Raw genomic sequence first — 17610 nt, 5'->3', positions numbered from 1 at the left:
GTTTCCGGCGGTTTCCATCAGTAGGTTTCGGCTGCCGGGAATCGGTCGCTGAAGGTGATTGCGAACGCATTCAGGGCAGGTTTCCACCGCATAGTCCATCGTGCCCTGCCGACACCTGTCGGGTCCAGCGATCGGGTCACCAAATAGAGGCACTTGAGCGCGGCCTGCTCGGATGGGAAGTGCCCACGGGCCTTGATCGCGCGGCGGTAACGAGCATTGAGCGACTCGATCGCATTCGTCGAGCAGATCACCCGCCGGATCTCCACGTCATAGTCCAGGAACGGGATGAACTCGCTCCACGCGTTGTCCCACAACCGGATCACCGCCGGGTAACGCTCCCCCCATTTCTCGGTCAGCTCGTCGAACGCCGACCGTGCCGCGGTAGCGTTGACCGCGGTGTAGATCGGCTTGACATCGCGCTTAATCTCATCCCAGTACTTGCGGGATGTGAGCCGAAATGTGTTGCGCAGCAAGTGGATGATGCAGGTCTGCACGATCGCCTGTGGCCACACGTTGCCGACCACCTCGGGCAGTCCCTTGAGACCATCACAGACCACGAAGAACGTGTCCTTGACCCCGCGGTTGCGCAGATCGGTGAGCACGCTCATCCAAAACTTCGCTCCTTCACCGCCGGTACCGGCCCACAATCCGAGGATGTCGCGTTCCCCGGCCAGGGTGACCCCGATCGCGGCGTAGAACGGCCGGTTGGCGACCTGGCCGTCGCGGACCTTCACCACGATCGCGTCGATGAAGATCGCGGCGTAGGTCTCATCCAGAGGCCGCACCGCCCAATCGTTCATCTCCTCGAGTACCTTGTCGGTGATTCGGCTGATGGTCTCCTTGGACACCGACGCACCGTAGATCTCGGCGAAGTGCGCCGAAATCTCCCCAGTGGTAAGCCCTTTGGCATACAACGACAACACGACCTCATCAACCCCAGACAGCCGGCGTTGACGCTTCTTGACGATCTGCGGCTCGAAGGTCGCTGCCCGATCCCGGGGCACGTCGATCTCGACCGGGCCGGTGGTGTCGGTCAGCACCGTCTTGGATCGGGTGCCATTGCGAATGTTGCCAGTCCCCGCCTCGGGCGGGTCGTGTTTCTCGTAGCCGAGGTGCTCGGTCATCTCCTCGTTAAGAGCCGTTTCGAGCACTGTCTTGGTCAGCTGTTTGATCAACCCGTCGGGTCCGGTCAGCGACAGGCCTTGTTCCTGGGCCAGTCGGACCAGCTCGACCGCAGCCTTCTGCTCTGCGGACTGCTCGGCCGCCTTCTTCTTCGCCACATCTTCCAGTGTCGTCATCACGGCACCTTTCTCGCCGAGCATCGCTCAGCGTGTCAGTGCCGGAAACACCGTTATTTCCACAGTCCCTCACACCGACGAGCGTCCGGTGATCGGCGGGAGATCAGCCAGCGTCACGATTCCCGGAGGCGCGGCAACGACAACGGGGACGGCGTTGGTCACCGGCATCGCGGTGTAGATCATCCCCAGCCCCATGAATCCCGGTTCGGTCCAGTCCTTCGGCGGCAGGCAGTGCACCACCGTGCGCATGTTCGGCAGTCCGAAGACCTGAACAACATGTCCGTGCTCGAGGGGCTTGGGTGGGGTGACGTGCTCGCCCATGATCCAGTTGAAGCCGACGCTGACCACATTGTGGTCACCCACCCAGCCTCGGTGATACCCGTGTACCCCGGCGACCGTGCCCTTCGGAATCTTCATGAACCCGAGGTCACTGTCACCGGTGGCCGCAGTGAACGTCACGTCGAACGTGATCCGGTCCAGCTTCGCCCCGATGGCATCGGCCATCATCGCCGCGGACTCGGCGAAGACCTCGCTCTCCCTGCCCACACTCTCGGCGAGGCCGGGGGTGTCGGGGTCCTGGGAGAACCCCATCGCGGTCTGGGTGCCCGCGGATTCGTAGGTCGAGCAGTCGACTGACTCGGTGATCCGGATCTCGTCGACCCGCTCGCATGAACCGGACAGAACCATCCCCACCAGGTTGCTCATGCCAGGGTGCGCACCGCTGCCGAAGATCGTGGAATCGCCCTTCTCGCAAGCTTTCCGGATCCGATCGAGATCCTCCGGTGACTGCTTGCCGCCGGTGATCCAGGCGGCGGTGGAGCAGACGTTGATACCGGCCTCCAGCAGTTGTGTCAGCTCGTCGATGCTGGGCCACAACGGGTTGTAGCAGCAGGCGTCAGGCCGCAGTGCCACCAGTTCGTCGATGTTGTCGGTGGCCTTGATCCCGGTGGGTTCGGGCCACCCGGACAACTCGGCGGCATCCACACCGACCTTGTCCGCGCCGTGGGCATACACGCCGACCAGTTCCATGTCATTGCGGCCGATGATCGCGTGCAGCGACCGTCTTCCGATGTTTCCGGTGGTCCACTGGATGACGCGTAGCGGTCGGTCGGTGGTCGCTCGGCTCATGACATCTCCTCGTCGAGAGTGGGTCAACAGATCAAAGTACTGCCCTTAGGGTGTCTACATGACTGACACGGTGGCAGTGGTGACCGGTGCCAGTAGCGGTGCCGGGCAGGGAATCGCGACGGCGCTTGCCGCAGTGGGCTGGAGGGTCTACGGAACCGGCCGCAGCATCGTCGAAGACCCGGGCTGGGGAACCGGAGTACCGCTGGACCATCGCGACGACGACGCGGTCTGCGGCCTGTTCGAGCGCGTCGGCCACGAGGCCGGTCGGCTGGATCTGCTGGTGAACAACGCCGCGGCCATCTCCGATGACCTCATCGGCCCCAAGCCGTTCTGGGAGAAGCCTCGCGAGTTGGCCGACGTGCTGGACGTCGGGCTTCGGTCGTCCTACGTCGCGGCATGGCACGCCGCGCCGCTGCTGCTTGCCGGCGAACACGGCCTGATGGTGTTCACGTCGTCGCCGGGTGCGGTGTGCTACATGCACGGCCCGGCCTACGGCGCGCAGAAGGCGGGCGTCGACAAGATGGTCGCCGACATGGCTGTCGACTTCCGCGGCACCGGGGTGACGACGGTGTCGATCTGGATGGGAATCCTGTTGACCGACAAGCTGCGCTCGGCATTTGACGGCAAACCAGAGGCGCTGGCAGGGTTCGCCGAACAGGCGGAGACACCGGAATTCACCGGACACCTGATCGACGCGCTATACCACGATCCGGCGCTGGGTGAACTGAGCGGCCACGCAGTCATCGGGGCCGAGCTGGGACAGCGGTACGGGATCACCGACGAAGGCGGTCGCACACCGCCGTCGCACCGCGAGATGCTAGGAGCTCCAAGGGAACCGAGTTCTGTCATCGTCCGCTAGATCACGGATTGATCAGACTCCACAGCCGATCGCCTCCCGCGTGCAGCGCCATGTCGGTCAACCGGTCGTCCCAGTACCGCACGGAACCGAACTCCGATCGCCACGCCAGTGCAGCCCGGGTGAACTCGTGCAATCGGTGCTCGCTGGTGGTTCCCATCGCGCCGTGCACCTGATGAGCGTTACGCACCACCACCGACGCGGCATGGCCGGTGCACGAACGTGCCGCCGCCACAAGGAAATCCAGATGTGGTGCTGACCAATTGCTGTCCACCGCAGCGGACAGCGCGGCCTCGGTGGCGGATCGTGCGAGCGCGGCTTCGGCGGCGATATCGGAGACCAGATGTTGGACGGCCTGGAACTTCGACAGCGGACGACCGAATTGCTGACGCGAGGTCACATGGTCTATCGACGACGCCAGCGCTTCGTCCAGAGCCGCGCACACCTGTATCGACCTGACCAGAGCAGACTTCAACCGGAGCTGTCCGACAAGTTCTGCGGTCACCTGAACGCCGCCCAACGAGTTCGGATCAACGACGACGGTGTCGCGAGGTTCACCGATCATGTTGGTGCCGGGCGTGATCGTCACATCGCTGACTCCGGCATCGGCGGCCAGGTACTGGTCGGCGTCTGGCCACACCACCACGATCCGTTCGACGACCGATGCCCACGGCACCGCCGAAGCCTGCCCGCCCTCATCGAGCAGACAGACCGTGCGCGTCGCGGCGTCCACGGGCATCCCGGCGGCCTCCAGAAGCCAGCATGCCAAGAGGTCGTTCTCGGCCAACGGAATCCGAACGCCGTGGCGGACTGCGGCGGTCAGCAGTTCGGCCGCCTCGTACCAACCGGCCCCACTGCCGCCGGACTGCTCGGCGCCGGTGAGCCGAACCAGTCCCAACTCATCGAGTTGGTGCCACAGGTCGGCATCAAAAACCGGCACCCGCGAATGGGTATCGGAGTTGCGCTTCTCGGCGAAGACCGCATCCATCATCTCCGTGAGGGCCGGGTCGACCTGAGGCGCTGTCATCGCATCCCCAAGCCGCGGGCGATCACGCCGCGCAGCACCTCGTTGGTGCCGCCGCGCAGCGTGAACCCCGGCCGCTGATCAACGGCCATATTGGCCACGTCCGAAAAGTGTTGTCCCACATCATGTTCACCCGCGAGATGGGCGAACTCCGCGATGTCGCCCTCGGTGGTGGTGCCCAGGACCTTCACCACAGCCGCGGGCACGTCGGCGGGTTCATGTCGTTCCAGAGCGGCCGCGATCGCGGCGGACATCTGATGGAGTCCGGCGATCCGCGCCACCAATCGCCCGAGATCCGCAGAGCGTGGAAGCCGACGCTGAGACATCTCCTCCGCGCAGGCATCAAGAAGCACAAACGTCGACAGGAACCGCTCGGAGCCGCTTCGCTCGAACGCAAGCTCGGACGTCACCTGCTGCCAGCCCTGCCCGATCTCGCCGAACACCATGGAGTCGGGGACAAAAGCTCCATCGAGGATCACCTCGTTGAAGTGGTGCGCACCGTTCATCGAGACGATGGGTCGGATCTCGACCCCGGGACCACGCAGGTCGACGATGAACTGGCTGAGACCGGCGTGGCGATGCGCCGGATCGACGGGCTCGTTGCGGGCCAGCGCAATGAAGGCGTGCGCAAGATGAGCACCGGAGGTCCAGACCTTGGTGCCGGTCAGTGCCCAGCCGCCTTCCACTCGTTCGGCACGGGTGCGCACGCTGGCGAGATCAGATCCCGAGTCCGGTTCGCTCATCCCGATGCCGAAGAAGCACTCACCGCGCACGATCCTGGGGAGAAACTCCGACCGTTGAAACTCGGTGCCGTACTTCAGCAGTGAGGGCACGATCTGCCGGTCGGCGATCCAGTGGGCGGCGACCGGCGCACCGGCGGCAAGCAGTTCCTCGGTGACGACAAACCGCTCGAGGAACGAGAGTCCGTGCCCGCCGTAGGCGACCGGCACCGTCATACCCAGCCAGCCGCGCGCTGCGAGCGAAGCGGTGAAGTCTTCGTCCCACGCGCTGAGCCAGGCGTCGACGGTCGGGGTGTACGCGCCCGCAGCTCGCTGCTCGGCGAGGAACTGCCGCACCTCGTTACGCAGTTCCGCGGTGGCTGACGGGTCGACGGCCGATCGGGGTACCAACCGGTCAAGTGTCATGGATCTCCTGCGCGTTCGTCTACCGCACCCTTTTCCTCGACGGTACCCGCGTCGTCGCGGGGTGCCGGGCGGTCCGCGGTGTCTTCGGGGCGCGACAACGCGATCCCGAGGCCGAGATAGAACAGCACGGTCAGCGTTCCGCCGAGATAGTGGTTCATCGGCCCGCCGGGGGAGATGAAGCTGCCGGGCGGCCCGATGATCGTGATGGTCTCGAGAAGCTGCTCGACGGTGAAGATCGCCGCCGCTGTGCCGAGCCATCGCGGAAGGCGACCCTCGTTGGCGGCCAACAGGATCGGGACGGCGACCATGATGTTGGCGATCGTGGCGGCGGGCAGCCACAGCGAGCCGACGTCTCCGATGACGCGCGCAGTGCTCGTCGCCAGCTGGCCGGGGCGCAATGCAGGCCCGCCGGTGAACCAGATCGCCACACACAGTTGGGCGACCAGCACCGCCGATCCGATCGTGAACAGGTGGCCCGACGGACCGGTCAGGCGGTCGCGCGCGAAGGTGAGCACCACCACGAGGCCGAGCGTGGAGAACGCCAGCAGCAGCGCCTGGACCCGCGCGGCAGCGTCGTCGTCGACGCCTGAGACCGTGGGGATCACCAGCACGGCCGTCGCGTAGAGCACCGCGAACGCGAGGCCTGCGATCATCGGTGCTCGACGGTTCATATCGGGAGCAATCGTAGCCACCGCCGTCCCCAATGCGGAGTTCGTCCCCAGGCTTCGTCCGTGCACCCCGGCGCGGACGCCTGACGTCGGCCGACGCGCTTACGGTCGGCCCATGTCCACCGAACTGCCCGTAGAGCGGCTGCGTCGACGTCTGGGCGCCGCCGCCGAAGACGACGACCCCGACGAACCGCGCGATACCTCACTGTCGCGATGGCTACCGGAGAACACTCCATCGGGATCCGCCGGCTGGCTGTCGACGATCAGAGCGGACCCGGGTCGTGCCGGTGTCGTCGCGCTGGGGGTTGTCGGCGCCGTCGCCGTGCTGGTGACGGTGTTGACCCTGCTCTCCGATCGACCTCCGGCGGTGGTGTCGGCGAAACTGCCGCCGGTGGAGATGGTGTCCTCGGCCTCGCCGGCCCCGGGTTCGGTGGCACCCGGACCGGCGCCGCCGGTGGTCGTCAGCGTCGTCGGTCTGGTCACCACGCCGGGGCTGGTCACCCTCGCTCCCGGTGCCCGGATCGCCGATGCGCTCGACGCCGCCGGCGGCGCGCTCGACGGCGCCGACGTGATGGGCCTGAACATGGCGAGAAGAGTCGCCGACGGCGAGCAGATCGTCGTCGGAATCGGGGCGCCACCCGGCCAACCCGTGGAGATGGGCAGTTCGATCGTGTCGGATCCGGCGCCCTCGGCCGCCGGGGCGCCTTCAGCGGAAACTGCCTCGACGGCAAACACTTTGGTGGATCTCAACACCGCGGCGGTCGACGAACTCGACACCCTTCCCGGGGTGGGTCCGGTGACCGCCGCCGCGATCGTCGCGTGGCGCGACGCCAACGGCCGGTTCGGCAGCGTGGATCAACTGGCCGAGGTCGACGGCATCGGCCCGGCTCGGCTGGACAAGCTGCGCGATCATGTCCGCGTGTGACGTCCGGATCGTCCCCGACGTCCGGGCCGACCGACGTCGCCACGCTCGACCTGCGGCTTGTCCCGGCGGCACTGACCTGCTGGGCGGTCACCGCGGCGGGAATCCTGTGGGCTCAGCCGGGCATGTTCGCCGCGATCGCCGTTTCGGTCGCAGCCACCGCAGCGGCCGGGTGGTGGGGTAGCCGTGGTCGGCGCCGCGACACCGATCGGCGGGGTTTGGCTGCCGCCGTGGCGACTGTGCTGCTGGTGGGTGGCGGATTCGCCGTGGCTGTGTTGTTGCGTGTCAACGAGGTTCGCCACCACCCGGCGCTGGGTTACGTGGGCCAGGCCACCGCCGTGGTTGTCGTTCCGTCGGAGACGCCACGGGTGCTTCACGGCGGCCGCACGATGTTCCGCGGGGCCCTGCTGGAACTCGACGGCACCCCGTCCTCCGGCAAGGTCATCGTGTTCGCCTCTGCCGGCGGGTACTCGCGACTCACGGCGGGTCAGCCCGCGGCCTTCCGGGCGCAGATCGGCGCGCCGAAGCGGCGCGACCTCACGGTCGCCACGCTCACGGCCAGAGGCGAGCCCGCCTTCGGTGCCGCGGCCCCGATACACCAGGCGGCGCATCACATCCGCGATCGTTTCGCGTACGCCTCCCGGATCGTGCTGCCCGCTGACCAGGCGGCGATGCTGCCGGCACTCGTCCTGGGAGACACGTCGGGGGTACCCCAGCAGACCACCCAGGATTTCCGCCTGTCGGGGCTGACGCATCTGACCGCCGTGTCGGGGGCGAACGTGACGATCGTCTGCGGTGCGGTGTTGTTGACCGCGGTGCTGATCGGGCCGCGCGCGGCCGTCTTCCTGGCCGCGCTCACCCTGGTGGCGTTTGTTGTGGTGGTGCAGCCGTCGGCGAGCGTGCTGCGCGCGGCGGTGATGGGAGCGATCACGCTGCTGGCCGTGCTGTCGCACCGGCGCCGGCAGGCGTTGCCCGCGCTGTCGGCGACGGTCATCATCCTGATGATCGGCGCGCCCGGGCTCGCCGTGGACGTCGGGTTCGCGCTGTCGGTATCGGCAACGGCCGCGCTGGTGCTGATCGCCCCGGGCTGGTCGCGGCGCCTCACCGGTCGTGGTTGGCCGAAACCACTCGCTGACGCGGTGAGCGTCGCCATCGCCGCGCAACTGGTCACTGCGCCGCTGGTGGCCGGCATTTCGGGCACGGTGAGCCTGGTGGCGGTCGCTGCGAACCTGGTGGTGGCGCCGGTGATCCCGCCGATCACTGTTATCGGCACCGCCGCTGCCGCGCTGTGTCCGGTGTGGCCCGCGGGAGCCGAACTGCTGATCCGGTTCACCGGTCCGGAGGTGTGGTGGCTGCTGAGCGTGGCGCGCTGGGCCGCGGACGTACCCGCGGCGGCGGTGGCGGTCCCGTCGGGTCTCGCCGGGGTGGTCACCGTAGCGGTCGGCGCGGTCGTCACCGCGGCCGTGTGGCATTGGTGGTGCAGTCGTTGTCGCGGGGTCGTGGCACGATCGTCCGGTGAGTCAAGAGGTGACCGGCCTGCACCTGATCCTGGGTGACGAAGAGCTATTGGTCGAGCGAGCCATCGCGTCGGTGCTGCAGCAGGCACGGGCGTCGGCGGGCACCGCTGACGTCCCGGTCGATCGGCTCCGCGCGGGCGAAGTCAGCACCAGCGAACTCGTTGAGTTGCTCAGCCCGTCGCTGTTCGCCGACGAACGTGTGGTGGTGCTGGAGGCCGCCGCCGAAGCGGGCAAGGAGTCGGTCGCGATCATCGAATCGGCTGCTGCGGATCTGCCCGAAGGGACGATGCTCGTGGTGGCGCACTCCGGTGGCGGCCGAGCGAAGTCCCTCGCCGACCATCTCAAGAAGCAGGGAGCGCAGGTTCACCCGTGCGCCAAGGTCACCAAGGCATCCGAGCGGTCCGATTTCGTCCGCAAGGAGTTCCGCGCGCTGCGGGTGAAGGCCGACGACGACACGGTGACCGCGGTGCTCGACGCCGTCGGCTCCGATCTTCGTGAGCTGGCTGCGGCGTGTTCGCAGCTTGTCGCCGACACCGGAGGTGACCTCAGCGCGGCCGCTGTGCGCCGCTACCACTCGGGTAAAGCCGAGGTGAAGGGCTTCGCCATCGCCGACAAGGCGGTCGTCGGGGATGTCGCCGGCGCTGCCGAGGCATTGCGCTGGGCGATGATGGGTGGCGAACCGCTGGTGGTGCTGGCCGACGCGCTGGCCGAGGCGGTGCACACGATCGCCCGGGTCGGGCCGCTGTCCGGCGACCCCTACCGATTGGCCGGTGAGCTGGGCATGCCGCCGTGGCGGGTGCAAAAGGCGCAGAAGCAGGCGCGCCGGTGGTCGAGAGACTCCGTCGCCGAGGCGATGAGGCTGGTGGCCGCGCTGAACGCCGACGTCAAGGGGGCGGCGGCGGATGCGGACTACGCGCTGGAGACCGCAGTCCGCAGGGTAGCCGAGCTGGTCGCGGACTGAGCCGGACTCAGATCTTGTTGAAGGCCTGGGTGAGCGCGGACTTGCGGTTGGCGGCCTGATTCTTGTGGATCACGCCTTTGGTGGCCGCTTTGTCCAGCTGACGGGTGGTCGCAGCGAGGAGTTCGCCGGCCTTCTCCTTGTCGCCGGACTCGAGCGCCGCACGGAAACCACGCACCGCCGTGTGCAGGGACGACTTCACCGACTTGTTGCGCAGCCTGCGGCGCTCGTTGGTGAGGATTCGCTTCTGCTGCGACTTGATGTTGGCCACGCGTGTATTCCTTCGTAAATCTCGACGGGATTGCTTGAGTCTGTGGGCGCCCACGGGGGGCAGCGACTGTTCAGGTTACCAGCGAGGTCACAAATGTCCCAAAGCGAGACCCACTGGCCTGCCGGAACGGCAGAAATGTTGCAGCATGGCATTCGTGCGTATGCGAATCGCGTCGCATGGGAATAGGACTGCACCAGAAACTCCATAGACCGCCCACGTGAGGAGCACAAGACATCTTGGCGACCCAGAGCACACGGACCTCACGCAGTAACTCCAAGACGGCCAAACGGCACGACGGCGTCTTCGGTGGTTACAACACCATGGGCACGTACGCCGAGGCCTTCGACGAGATGTTCGACGGCCAGGGCAACGTCCGGGGCCCCTACAAGGGCATTCACACCGAACTCGCCCCGTCCGACGTCTCCGATCTGGAAGCACGCGCGGATGCGCTCGGGCGTGCGTTCATCGATCAAGGCATCACGTTCTCGCTCTCCGGCCAGGAGCGGCCGTTCCCGCTCGACCTGGTCCCGAGGGTGATCTCGGCAGCGGAGTGGACCCGCCTGGAGCGCGGCATCCGCCAGCGCGTCAAGGCGCTGGAGATGTATCTGAGCGACATCTACGGCGAGCAGGAGATTCTTCGCGACGGTGTCATCCCGCGCCGGTTGGTCACCTCCTGCGAGCACTTCCACCGCGAGGCTGTCGGCATCATGCCGCCCAACGGGGTGCGCATCCATGTCGCCGGCATCGATCTGGTTCGTGACGGACAGGGCAACTTCCGGGTGCTCGAGGACAATCTCCGCTCACCCTCGGGGGTGTCGTATGTGATGGAGAACCGCCGCACCATGGCCCGGGTGTTCCCGAACCTGTTCGCGACCCACCGGGTCCGTGCGGTCGGCGACTACGCGTCGCATCTGCTGCGGGCGCTGCGCAACGCCGCGGCCAACAACGTCGCCGATCCGACGGTCGTGGTGCTCACCCCTGGTGTCTACAACTCCGCGTACTTCGAGCATTCGCTGCTGGCCCGGCAGATGGGCGTGGAACTCGTCGAGGGCCGCGACCTGTTCTGCCGGGACAACACCGTGTACATGCGCACCACCGAGGGCGAACGCCAGGTCGACGTCGTCTATCGACGTATCGACGACGACTTCCTGGACCCGATGCAGTTCAAACCCGACTCGGTGCTGGGCGTGGCGGGCATCCTCAACGCCGCCCGGGCCGGCAACGTCGTCATCTCCAGCGCCGTGGGCAACGGCGTCGGCGACGACAAGCTCGTCTACACCTACGTGCCGACGATCATCGAGTACTACCTCGGCGAGAAGCCGCTGCTGGCCAACGTCGACACCTTCCGGTGCTGGCTCCCCGAGGAACGCGAGGAGGTGCTCGACCGCGTCGACGAGTTGGTCATCAAACCGGTCGAGGGTTCCGGTGGCTACGGCATCGTCTTCGGCCCCAACGCCTCGGAGAAGGAGCTGGCCACGATCTCGCGGAAGATCAACGCAGACCCGCGCGGCTGGATCGCACAGCCGGTGGTGCAGTTGTCGACGGTGCCGACCCAGATCGGCGACGAACTCTCGCCCCGGCACGTCGATCTGCGCCCCTTCGCTGTCAACGACGGAGACGACGTCTGGGTGCTGCCCGGTGGTCTCACGCGGGTGGCGCTACCGGAAGGCTCGCTGGTGGTGAACTCCAGTCAGGGTGGTGGATCGAAGGACACCTGGGTGCTTGCCTCGCGCGCGTCGGTGGCCGACCGCGAACTGGCTGCCGCAGAAGTGGTTCGGTCACTTCCGAAGGCCACCAGGGGATCCAAGGCCGAGAAGAACGGCGACGGTTCGTCGTCCCAGCAGACGCAGCAACAGCAGTCTCACGCGGCCGGCCCCGGTCAGAGCCAACAGCAACAGCAGCAGCAACAACAGGCGGTGGTCGACTGATGTTGGCACGTAACGCCGAGTCCCTGTACTGGATCGGGCGCTATGTCGAGCGCGCTGACGACACGGCCCGCATCCTGGACGTCACGGTGCACCAACTGCTCGAGGATTCCAGCGTGGACCCCAACCAGGCGTCGCGCACGCTGCTGCGGGTTCTCGGTATCGAACCCCCCGACATCGACCTGGATGTGTGGTCGCTGACCGACCTGGTTGCGTTCAGCCGCGACACGCACGGCGGCTGCTCCATCGTCGACGCGATCTCGGCGGCCCGGGAGAATGCCCGCGGCGCAAGGGAGGTCACGTCCACCGAAATCTGGGAGTGTCTCAACACCACCTACAACGCGCTGGCCGAGCGCGAGCGGGCCGCCAAACGCCTCGGGCCGCACGAGTTCCTGTCCTACGTCGAAGGCCGCGCGGCGATGTTCGCCGGTCTGGCCGACTCCACGTTGTCCCGCGACGACGGCTACCGGTTCATGGTGCTGGGCCGGGCCATCGAACGTGTCGACATGACGGTGCGCCTGCTGCTCGCCCGTGTCGGTGACAGCGCGTCTTCGCCGGCCTGGGTCACGGTGCTGCGCTCCGCGGGTGCGCATGATACGTATCTGCGCACCTACCGCGGGGTGCTCGACGCCGCCCGTGTCGTCGAGTTCATGTTGTTGGACAGGCTCTTTCCGCGTTCGGTGATGTACTCGCTGCGGCTGGCCGAACACAGCCTCGACGAACTGCACAAGCGACGGCTCAACCGGGTGGGTGCGACGGCGGAGGCGCAACGTCTGCTCGGACGCGCCCGCAGCGAGCTGGAGTTCATGCCGCAGGGTGTGCTACTGGAGTCGCTCGAGGAACGATTGGCCGCCATTCAGGCGACATGCGCCGACGTCGGAGAAGCGTTGGCGCTGGAGTACTTCCACTCCGCACCGTGGGTGGCGTGGACGGATGCGGGCCGCGACGGCTCGCTGGTGATCGAGGAAGGCGAGGTCTGATATGTGGCGTATGCGGATCATCCATGCCACCGGCTATGCCTACAAGTCTCCGGTGACGGCGTCGTTCAACGAGGCACGCCTGACGCCACGATCTGATTCGAGGCAGAACGTCATCCTCAATCGGGTCGAAACCATCCCCGCCACAAGGTCGTACCGCTATGTCGACTACTGGGGCACCGCGGTCACGTCGTTCGACCTGCACGCCCCGCACACCGAGTTGGAGGTCACCGCGTCCTCGGTGGTGGAGACCGACAAGCCTGAGGTCCCGAAGATCAAGATCAGCTGGGAGGACCTCGCCAGCGAGGCGGTGATCGACAAGTACGACGAGATGCTCGCTCCCACCCACTATGTGCCCGCGAGCAAGCGGATCGAACGGGTGGGCCGGCGTATCGCCAAGTATCACGACCCCACCGAGGCCGTCATCGAGGCCGCACGCTGGGTGCAGGGCGAACTGAAGTACGTGCCCGGCACCACCGGCGTGCACACCTCGGGTGTCGACGCGTTGCGCGAGGGTCGGGGAGTGTGTCAGGACTTCGCGCATCTGACGTTGATGTTGTTGCGCGGCATGGGGATTCCGGCACGATACGTGTCGGGTTACCTGCATCCGAAGCGGAACGCGAAGATGGGCGACACCGTCGAAGGTCAGAGCCATGCCTGGATCCAGGCGTGGACGGGGGAGTGGTGGCACTACGACCCCACCAACGACAAGGAGATCAACGAGCAGTACATCAGCGTGGGTGTGGGCCGTGACTATGCGGATGTCACCCCGCTCAAGGGGATCTACTCGGGTGAGGGATCAACCGATCTGGACGTCGTCGTGGAGATCACCCGGCTGGCTTAGTGCACACGCCGGGGTGTACCTCCACGCGGTGCAGGTCGTCGCCGATCTCGATCTGACGGTCGAACTCCGACGCGGCCAGCGCCCGCCAGTCCTCTTCCTGGCCCGGCTGGATGGCGGGCACGTAGTGGGTCAGGATCAGGATGCCGACGCCGGCGCGAGCAGCGGTGGCGGCTGCCTGTTCCACCGATGAGTGGTAGTCGCAGATGTCCCGGATCCGCTGCATCGGCAGCGGGTCGATGAGATCTTTGCGAATCGCAGTGTGCACCAGTGCCCCTGCGCCGGCTGCCAGCTCGTCGAGCGTGGGGCAGGGCACCGAATCGCCGGCCAGCACCACCGATGCGCCCTCGTGCTCGACGCGGAACCCGATCGTCGGCGCGACGGGCCGGTGATCGGTGGGCGCGACCCGGATCTGGACGCCGTCGCGGCCCCACACCACGCCGTCGGTGACTTCCTCGACCTCGACCGGCGGCGGCGTGGTCAGGTCGGCGTGGTGTGCGATGCGGTATCCGATGTCGAAGTTGAACGCCTTCATCATGTTCTCGACGACCTCTGCTGTTCCCGGCGGGCCGATGATCGGCAACGGTGCCAGATCCGGAGCGAAGTTCGACACCCACCGGGTGATGATCACGTCGCCCAGGTCGGCGATGTGGTCGCTGTGCAGATGGGTCAGCAGCAGCGCGCTGATGTTGTTGGCACCCGTGCCGAGAGCGGCCATGCGCTGCAGCACCCCGCGCCCGCAGTCCACGAGGAACGTCTGACCGCCCGCCCGCACGAGCGTCGACGGTCCCGCGCGGCGCGCGTCGGGGATGGGGCTGCCGGTTCCCAACAGGGTGACTTCGATCATGGCTCCCACCTAACTCCGTGTATCGCTGTCCGGGGGGCCGAAAACGCCGAACCCGGCCGTCTTATTGCCTAGCCTGGGGTGTGAGGGAAGTCACGATGGGCGGAGAGGGCGATGCGGATATCCGACGTCTTACGCAACAAGGGTGCGACGGTGGCCACGATCACGCCGGAGACTTCGGTTGCCGGCCTGCTGACCGAACTGTCCGTGCGCAACATCGGCGCGATGGTGGTGGTCTCGCCGGATGGATTGCTCGGCATCGTGTCCGAGCGGGACGTGGTGCGAATGCTGCACGAGATCGGTGCCGAGCTGCTCAGCCGTCCGGTATCGGAGATCATGACGACGCTGGTGGCGACGTGCTCGCCGAACGACTCGGTGGACAAGCTCAGCGTGTTGATGACAACCAACAGGGTCCGCCACGTTCCCGTGGTGGTCGACGGCCGACTCGCGGGGATCGTCAGCATCGGTGACGTCGTCAAGATCCGCATGGAGGAACTCGAGCGCGAGCAGCAGCAGCTCCAGGCCTACATCACGCAGGGCTGACCGGGTGCCGCAGGCCATCGACGTCCGCGTCGCACAGAAACCCGACGTGGGTGCTCTGGCGCGGGTGCTGGCCCGGGCCTTCTTCGACGATCCGGTGATGCAGTGGATGCTGCCCGACGAGGCACGCCGGGCCAGGGCGCTGCCGCGTGTCTTCGGGGCGATGACGCGCCACCACTTCCTGGCCGGCGACGCCGTCGAAGTGGCGAGCCGGGCCGGGGAGGTGGGAGCTGCGGCGCTGTGGGATCCGCCGGGCCGCTGGAAGCAGACCCCGCGTGAGGAATTGCGGATGATGCCGAACTTCCTGCTGGCGATGGGGTGGCATTTCAGGCGGGGCAAGGCCATGAGCGAGCTGATGAAACGCAGCCATCCCGAGGAGCCGCACTGGTATCTCGCTGTGATCGGTAGTGATCCCGATGTCCGCGGGGCCGGCTTCGGGCAGGTGCTGATGCGGTCGCGGCTGGACCGCTGCGACGCCGAGGGCGCCCCCGCCTATCTGGAGTCGAGCAAGGAATCCAACGTGCCGTACTACATGCGGTGGGGCTTCGACGTGACCGGAGAGCTCACCCTTCCCGACGGCGGGCCCACGATGTGGCAGATGTGGCGTCAGCCGCGCTGAGGCCAGAACCCGGCGTCGAGCCGCAGACGCCTCAGGCGCCCCTCTCGCAGGGCAGCCGGCCGGAGGCGATCGCCTGTCGCAGTAGCTCGAAGTCGGCTTCGGCCACGTCGGCATACGCCCGTGACCAGGTGCCGATCGCCTCGGCGAACCTTGTGGACCGTCCCAGGTATGCGGCGACGTCGCGGGCGTTGGGCGACTGGCCATGTGCCCGTGCCAGGAGCGAGGCGCAGAGCTTGCCGTACGCGACGAACTCGGTAGTGCTGAGGGTCGCCGGCTCGATGGACCCCTTCATGTCGCGAAACTGCCGCCAGTAGTAGTCGACGCGGTGCCGGGTCGCTGAGTCGCCCGCCCACCCGGTGATCCATCCGAGGAACGGGTCGGAGTTGGCTTGGAGGATGCGTTGGGCAGCGACGACGCGGTGCCCCTCGCTGGGAGGTGCGTCGCCCTCGTACCCGGGGATGCTGGACGTTCGGCCGCCGTGGGACACGAGGACCGACGGCGGGGCTTCCTTGGCCTGCAAGAACAGGGCATCCCCGCTCGGGCCCTCGAAGGCGAGCAGGTAGCAGCGCGTCCCCACGCTGCCGACACCCACCACCCGCAGGGCGTAGTCCACCAATTCGTACTGGGACAGGAGGAAGGCGACATCTTCGCGCAAAGTCGATCGGTACTGGTCGAACAGCGAACGCAACTCCGCTGTGCTGGCATGGTCGACGTGCCGGAGCACGGGCGGTTGGTCGACGATGCGGGTGGGGCCGTCGCCATCGGTCATCGTGAGTTTGCGCAGAACCTGCTCCGAGGTGCGGGTGCGTGCCTTGCTGGTGGCCTTGTTGACGGCTTTCCTCCCCTCGCGGCCAAAATGCTCGGCGACCGTGGAGGTATCGACCCTGGCGAAGTACCGCTCGGTGGCGGTGCTGCGCAGGAAGGTCTGGAGCGCGGTCCGGTAGGTGTCGGCAGCGCCGGTGGTCGCGTCGACGCAGGCCTGCTCGCTCATCCCGATGTCACGGCCGCCGATGTGGATGCTCGCGGTGAGCCGCTTCAGATCCCATTCCCACGGCGCGACGCCACCTTCGTCGAAGTCGTTGAGGTCGAAGACGAGCGCGCGCTCCGGGGAAGCGTAGAACCCGAAGTTGGAGATGTGCGCATCTCCGCAGGACACGACGTCGACGTCGGTGGTGGGAGCGTCACGGAGGTCGGAGGCCATGACCGCGGCGGTGCCGCGGTAGAACGCGAACGGAGACTGCACCATTCGCCCGACACGCACGGGGACCAGTTCGGGTAGTCGTGCCTGGTGCTGGCGCTCCAGGACACCGATGGGGTCGCGCCCCTCGTCGATGTGCAGTCTGGCCTGTGCGCGCCGGGGGAGCGCATCGCGCATCCGTCGAGCCGATTCAGTTGTCGTCACTGTTCCCTAGTGGTCCGTGTTTGTGGATAGCCGCGGATCAGGACCAGGAATACTCGGCCCGCAGTCGCGCGGCGACGATGTCGAACACCGGGCGTTCCAGAACCGCGCCCTCGCGCCGGATGCCTTCCTCGGGAACGTCGAGCACCCGATCAAGCCGCACCCAACTGACCCGACCCTCCGAGTCCCAGCTTCCGCTGCCGATGCTGACCCAGTTCGGGTCGTCGCGGTGGTGATCCTGGCTGGAGAGCATCAGGCCGAGCAGGACGCTGCGGTCGCGGCCGACGACCAGCACCGGGTGGTCCTTTCCTCGGCTCGGGTCGTCCTCGTAGACAACCCAGGTCCACACGACCTCGCCCGGGTCGGCCTGACCGTCCAGGTCCGGCGCGTAGACCACCTTGCGGGCACGGTGTGCGCTCGGAACGAAGTTGCGCGACACCGGACGGCCGGCGGGCAACGCGGGGGTCGGGCTGTCGGACGATCCGGTGAGGGTGTCCAGGCCGATCTTGATGCCCTGCTGGATGCCGCGCTGGATCGTGTCCGACCTCTGCAGCTGACGAGCCAGTTTGGGGGCCTCGTTGAACACGAGGTTCTCGGTGCTCTTGAGCAAGAAGCGCTGGAACGTCTTCCAATTCGATGACGGTGGCGCCATATCCGCCAGCATAAGCGCTCGGCGGA

Annotated in this window: 18 protein-coding genes; 9 read left to right on the top strand and 9 right to left on the bottom strand. The window is 66.9% G+C overall.

Annotated elements, in window-relative coordinates; genetic code table 11:
- Nucleotides 1-17: 17 nt before the first annotated feature.
- The gene (locus ABDC78_RS17870) at nt 18-1298 is read right to left on the bottom strand and encodes an IS256 family transposase (RefSeq protein WP_074378839.1); all 1281 of its coding nucleotides are present in this window, start codon (nt 1296-1298) and stop codon (nt 18-20) included.
- 69 nt (nt 1299-1367) lie between these two features.
- The gene (locus ABDC78_RS17865; protein WP_178359822.1) at nt 1368-2426 is read right to left on the bottom strand and encodes a dihydrodipicolinate reductase; all 1059 of its coding nucleotides are present in this window, start codon (nt 2424-2426) and stop codon (nt 1368-1370) included.
- A gap of 58 nt (nt 2427-2484) precedes the next feature.
- On the opposite strand from ABDC78_RS17865, the gene ABDC78_RS17860 reads away from it, so the two are divergent.
- A complete protein-coding gene (locus tag ABDC78_RS17860) occupies nt 2485-3285 on the top strand; it encodes an SDR family NAD(P)-dependent oxidoreductase (RefSeq protein WP_178359823.1) in 801 nt (266 codons plus the stop codon).
- 1 nt (nt 3286) lies between these two features.
- On the opposite strand, the gene ABDC78_RS17855 is transcribed toward ABDC78_RS17860, so the two are convergent.
- Genes ABDC78_RS17855 through ABDC78_RS17845 form a run of 3 tightly spaced genes read right to left on the bottom strand, consistent with a single transcriptional unit; the run spans nt 3287 to nt 6122 of the window.
- Nucleotides 3287-4309 (bottom strand): acyl-CoA dehydrogenase, encoded by a 1023-nt coding sequence (locus tag ABDC78_RS17855; protein WP_178359824.1) that lies wholly within the window; start codon nt 4307-4309, stop codon nt 3287-3289.
- Nucleotides 4306-5451: an acyl-CoA dehydrogenase family protein gene (locus tag ABDC78_RS17850; RefSeq protein WP_178359825.1), complete on the bottom strand. Its 1146-nt coding sequence runs from the start codon at nt 5449-5451 to the stop codon at nt 4306-4308. Before ABDC78_RS17850 ends, ABDC78_RS17855 begins: the two co-directional genes overlap by 4 nt.
- The gene (locus ABDC78_RS17845) at nt 5448-6122 is read right to left on the bottom strand and encodes a hypothetical protein (RefSeq protein WP_178359826.1); all 675 of its coding nucleotides are present in this window, start codon (nt 6120-6122) and stop codon (nt 5448-5450) included. Before ABDC78_RS17845 ends, ABDC78_RS17850 begins: the two co-directional genes overlap by 4 nt.
- Nucleotides 6123-6234: 112 nt before the next feature.
- On the opposite strand from ABDC78_RS17845, the gene ABDC78_RS17840 reads away from it, so the two are divergent.
- The 3 genes from ABDC78_RS17840 to holA are packed head-to-tail and all read left to right on the top strand — an operon-like array spanning nt 6235 to nt 9519.
- Complete coding sequence (locus ABDC78_RS17840) at nt 6235-7044, top strand: ComEA family DNA-binding protein (protein ID WP_178359827.1); 810 nt, start codon at nt 6235-6237, stop codon at nt 7042-7044.
- Entirely contained in the window at nt 7041-8597 is a 1557-nt protein-coding gene (locus ABDC78_RS17835; RefSeq protein WP_347133124.1) for a ComEC/Rec2 family competence protein, read from the top strand. Before ABDC78_RS17840 ends, ABDC78_RS17835 begins: the two co-directional genes overlap by 4 nt.
- On the top strand, nt 8578-9519 hold the full coding sequence (gene holA, locus ABDC78_RS17830) for a DNA polymerase III subunit delta (protein ID WP_218620995.1): 942 nt from the start codon (nt 8578-8580) through the stop codon (nt 9517-9519). Before ABDC78_RS17835 ends, holA begins: the two co-directional genes overlap by 20 nt.
- 7 nt (nt 9520-9526) lie before the next feature.
- On the opposite strand, the gene rpsT is transcribed toward holA, so the two are convergent.
- Entirely contained in the window at nt 9527-9787 is a 261-nt protein-coding gene (rpsT, locus tag ABDC78_RS17825) for a 30S ribosomal protein S20 (RefSeq protein WP_178359829.1), read from the bottom strand.
- A 320-nt stretch (nt 9788-10107) separates the two neighbouring features.
- On the opposite strand from rpsT, the gene ABDC78_RS17820 reads away from it, so the two are divergent.
- From ABDC78_RS17820 to ABDC78_RS17810, 3 genes are read left to right on the top strand one after another with little or no spacing between them, the layout of a single operon-like run.
- A complete protein-coding gene (locus ABDC78_RS17820) occupies nt 10108-11715 on the top strand; it encodes a circularly permuted type 2 ATP-grasp protein (RefSeq protein WP_256736190.1) in 1608 nt (535 codons plus the stop codon).
- The gene (locus tag ABDC78_RS17815) at nt 11715-12692 is read left to right on the top strand and encodes an alpha-E domain-containing protein (RefSeq protein WP_178359831.1); all 978 of its coding nucleotides are present in this window, start codon (nt 11715-11717) and stop codon (nt 12690-12692) included. Before ABDC78_RS17820 ends, ABDC78_RS17815 begins: the two co-directional genes overlap by 1 nt.
- A gap of 1 nt (nt 12693) precedes the next feature.
- Nucleotides 12694-13533, top strand: coding sequence for a transglutaminase family protein (locus ABDC78_RS17810; RefSeq protein ID WP_178359832.1), 840 nt, complete (start codon nt 12694-12696; stop codon nt 13531-13533).
- Here the strand turns inward: ABDC78_RS17810 and ABDC78_RS17805 are convergent.
- Nucleotides 13517-14377 carry a ribonuclease Z gene (locus tag ABDC78_RS17805; protein ID WP_178359833.1) on the bottom strand — a complete coding sequence of 287 codons (861 nt, stop codon included), beginning with the start codon at nt 14375-14377 and terminating at the stop codon, nt 13517-13519. The genes ABDC78_RS17810 and ABDC78_RS17805 overlap by 17 nt on opposite strands.
- Before the next feature lie 111 nt (nt 14378-14488).
- On the opposite strand from ABDC78_RS17805, the gene ABDC78_RS17800 reads away from it, so the two are divergent.
- Entirely contained in the window at nt 14489-14917 is a 429-nt protein-coding gene (locus tag ABDC78_RS17800; RefSeq protein WP_178359834.1) for a CBS domain-containing protein, read from the top strand.
- A 4-nt stretch (nt 14918-14921) separates the two neighbouring features.
- Complete coding sequence (locus tag ABDC78_RS17795) at nt 14922-15533, top strand: GNAT family N-acetyltransferase (RefSeq protein ID WP_178359835.1); 612 nt, start codon at nt 14922-14924, stop codon at nt 15531-15533.
- A 31-nt stretch (nt 15534-15564) separates the two neighbouring features.
- Here ABDC78_RS17795 and ABDC78_RS17790 read toward each other — a convergent pair whose 3' ends face one another.
- Together ABDC78_RS17790 and ABDC78_RS17785 are read right to left on the bottom strand one after the other, a co-directional pair.
- Nucleotides 15565-16908, bottom strand: a complete 1344-nt coding sequence (locus ABDC78_RS17790; RefSeq protein WP_178359836.1) for a DUF2252 domain-containing protein — start codon at nt 16906-16908, stop codon at nt 15565-15567.
- A 64-nt stretch (nt 16909-16972) separates the two neighbouring features.
- A complete protein-coding gene (locus ABDC78_RS17785; RefSeq protein WP_178359837.1) occupies nt 16973-17596 on the bottom strand; it encodes a type II toxin-antitoxin system PemK/MazF family toxin in 624 nt (207 codons plus the stop codon).
- Nucleotides 17597-17610 lie beyond the last annotated feature (14 nt).

The sequence above is a fragment of the Mycobacterium sp. DL genome, assembly GCF_039729195.1.
In the GTDB taxonomy this organism is placed as follows: Bacteria; Actinomycetota; Actinomycetes; order Mycobacteriales; family Mycobacteriaceae; genus Mycobacterium; species Mycobacterium hippocampi_A.
Note: the sequence above shows the minus strand (reverse complement) of the source record. Positions and strands in the feature narration are given on the sequence as shown.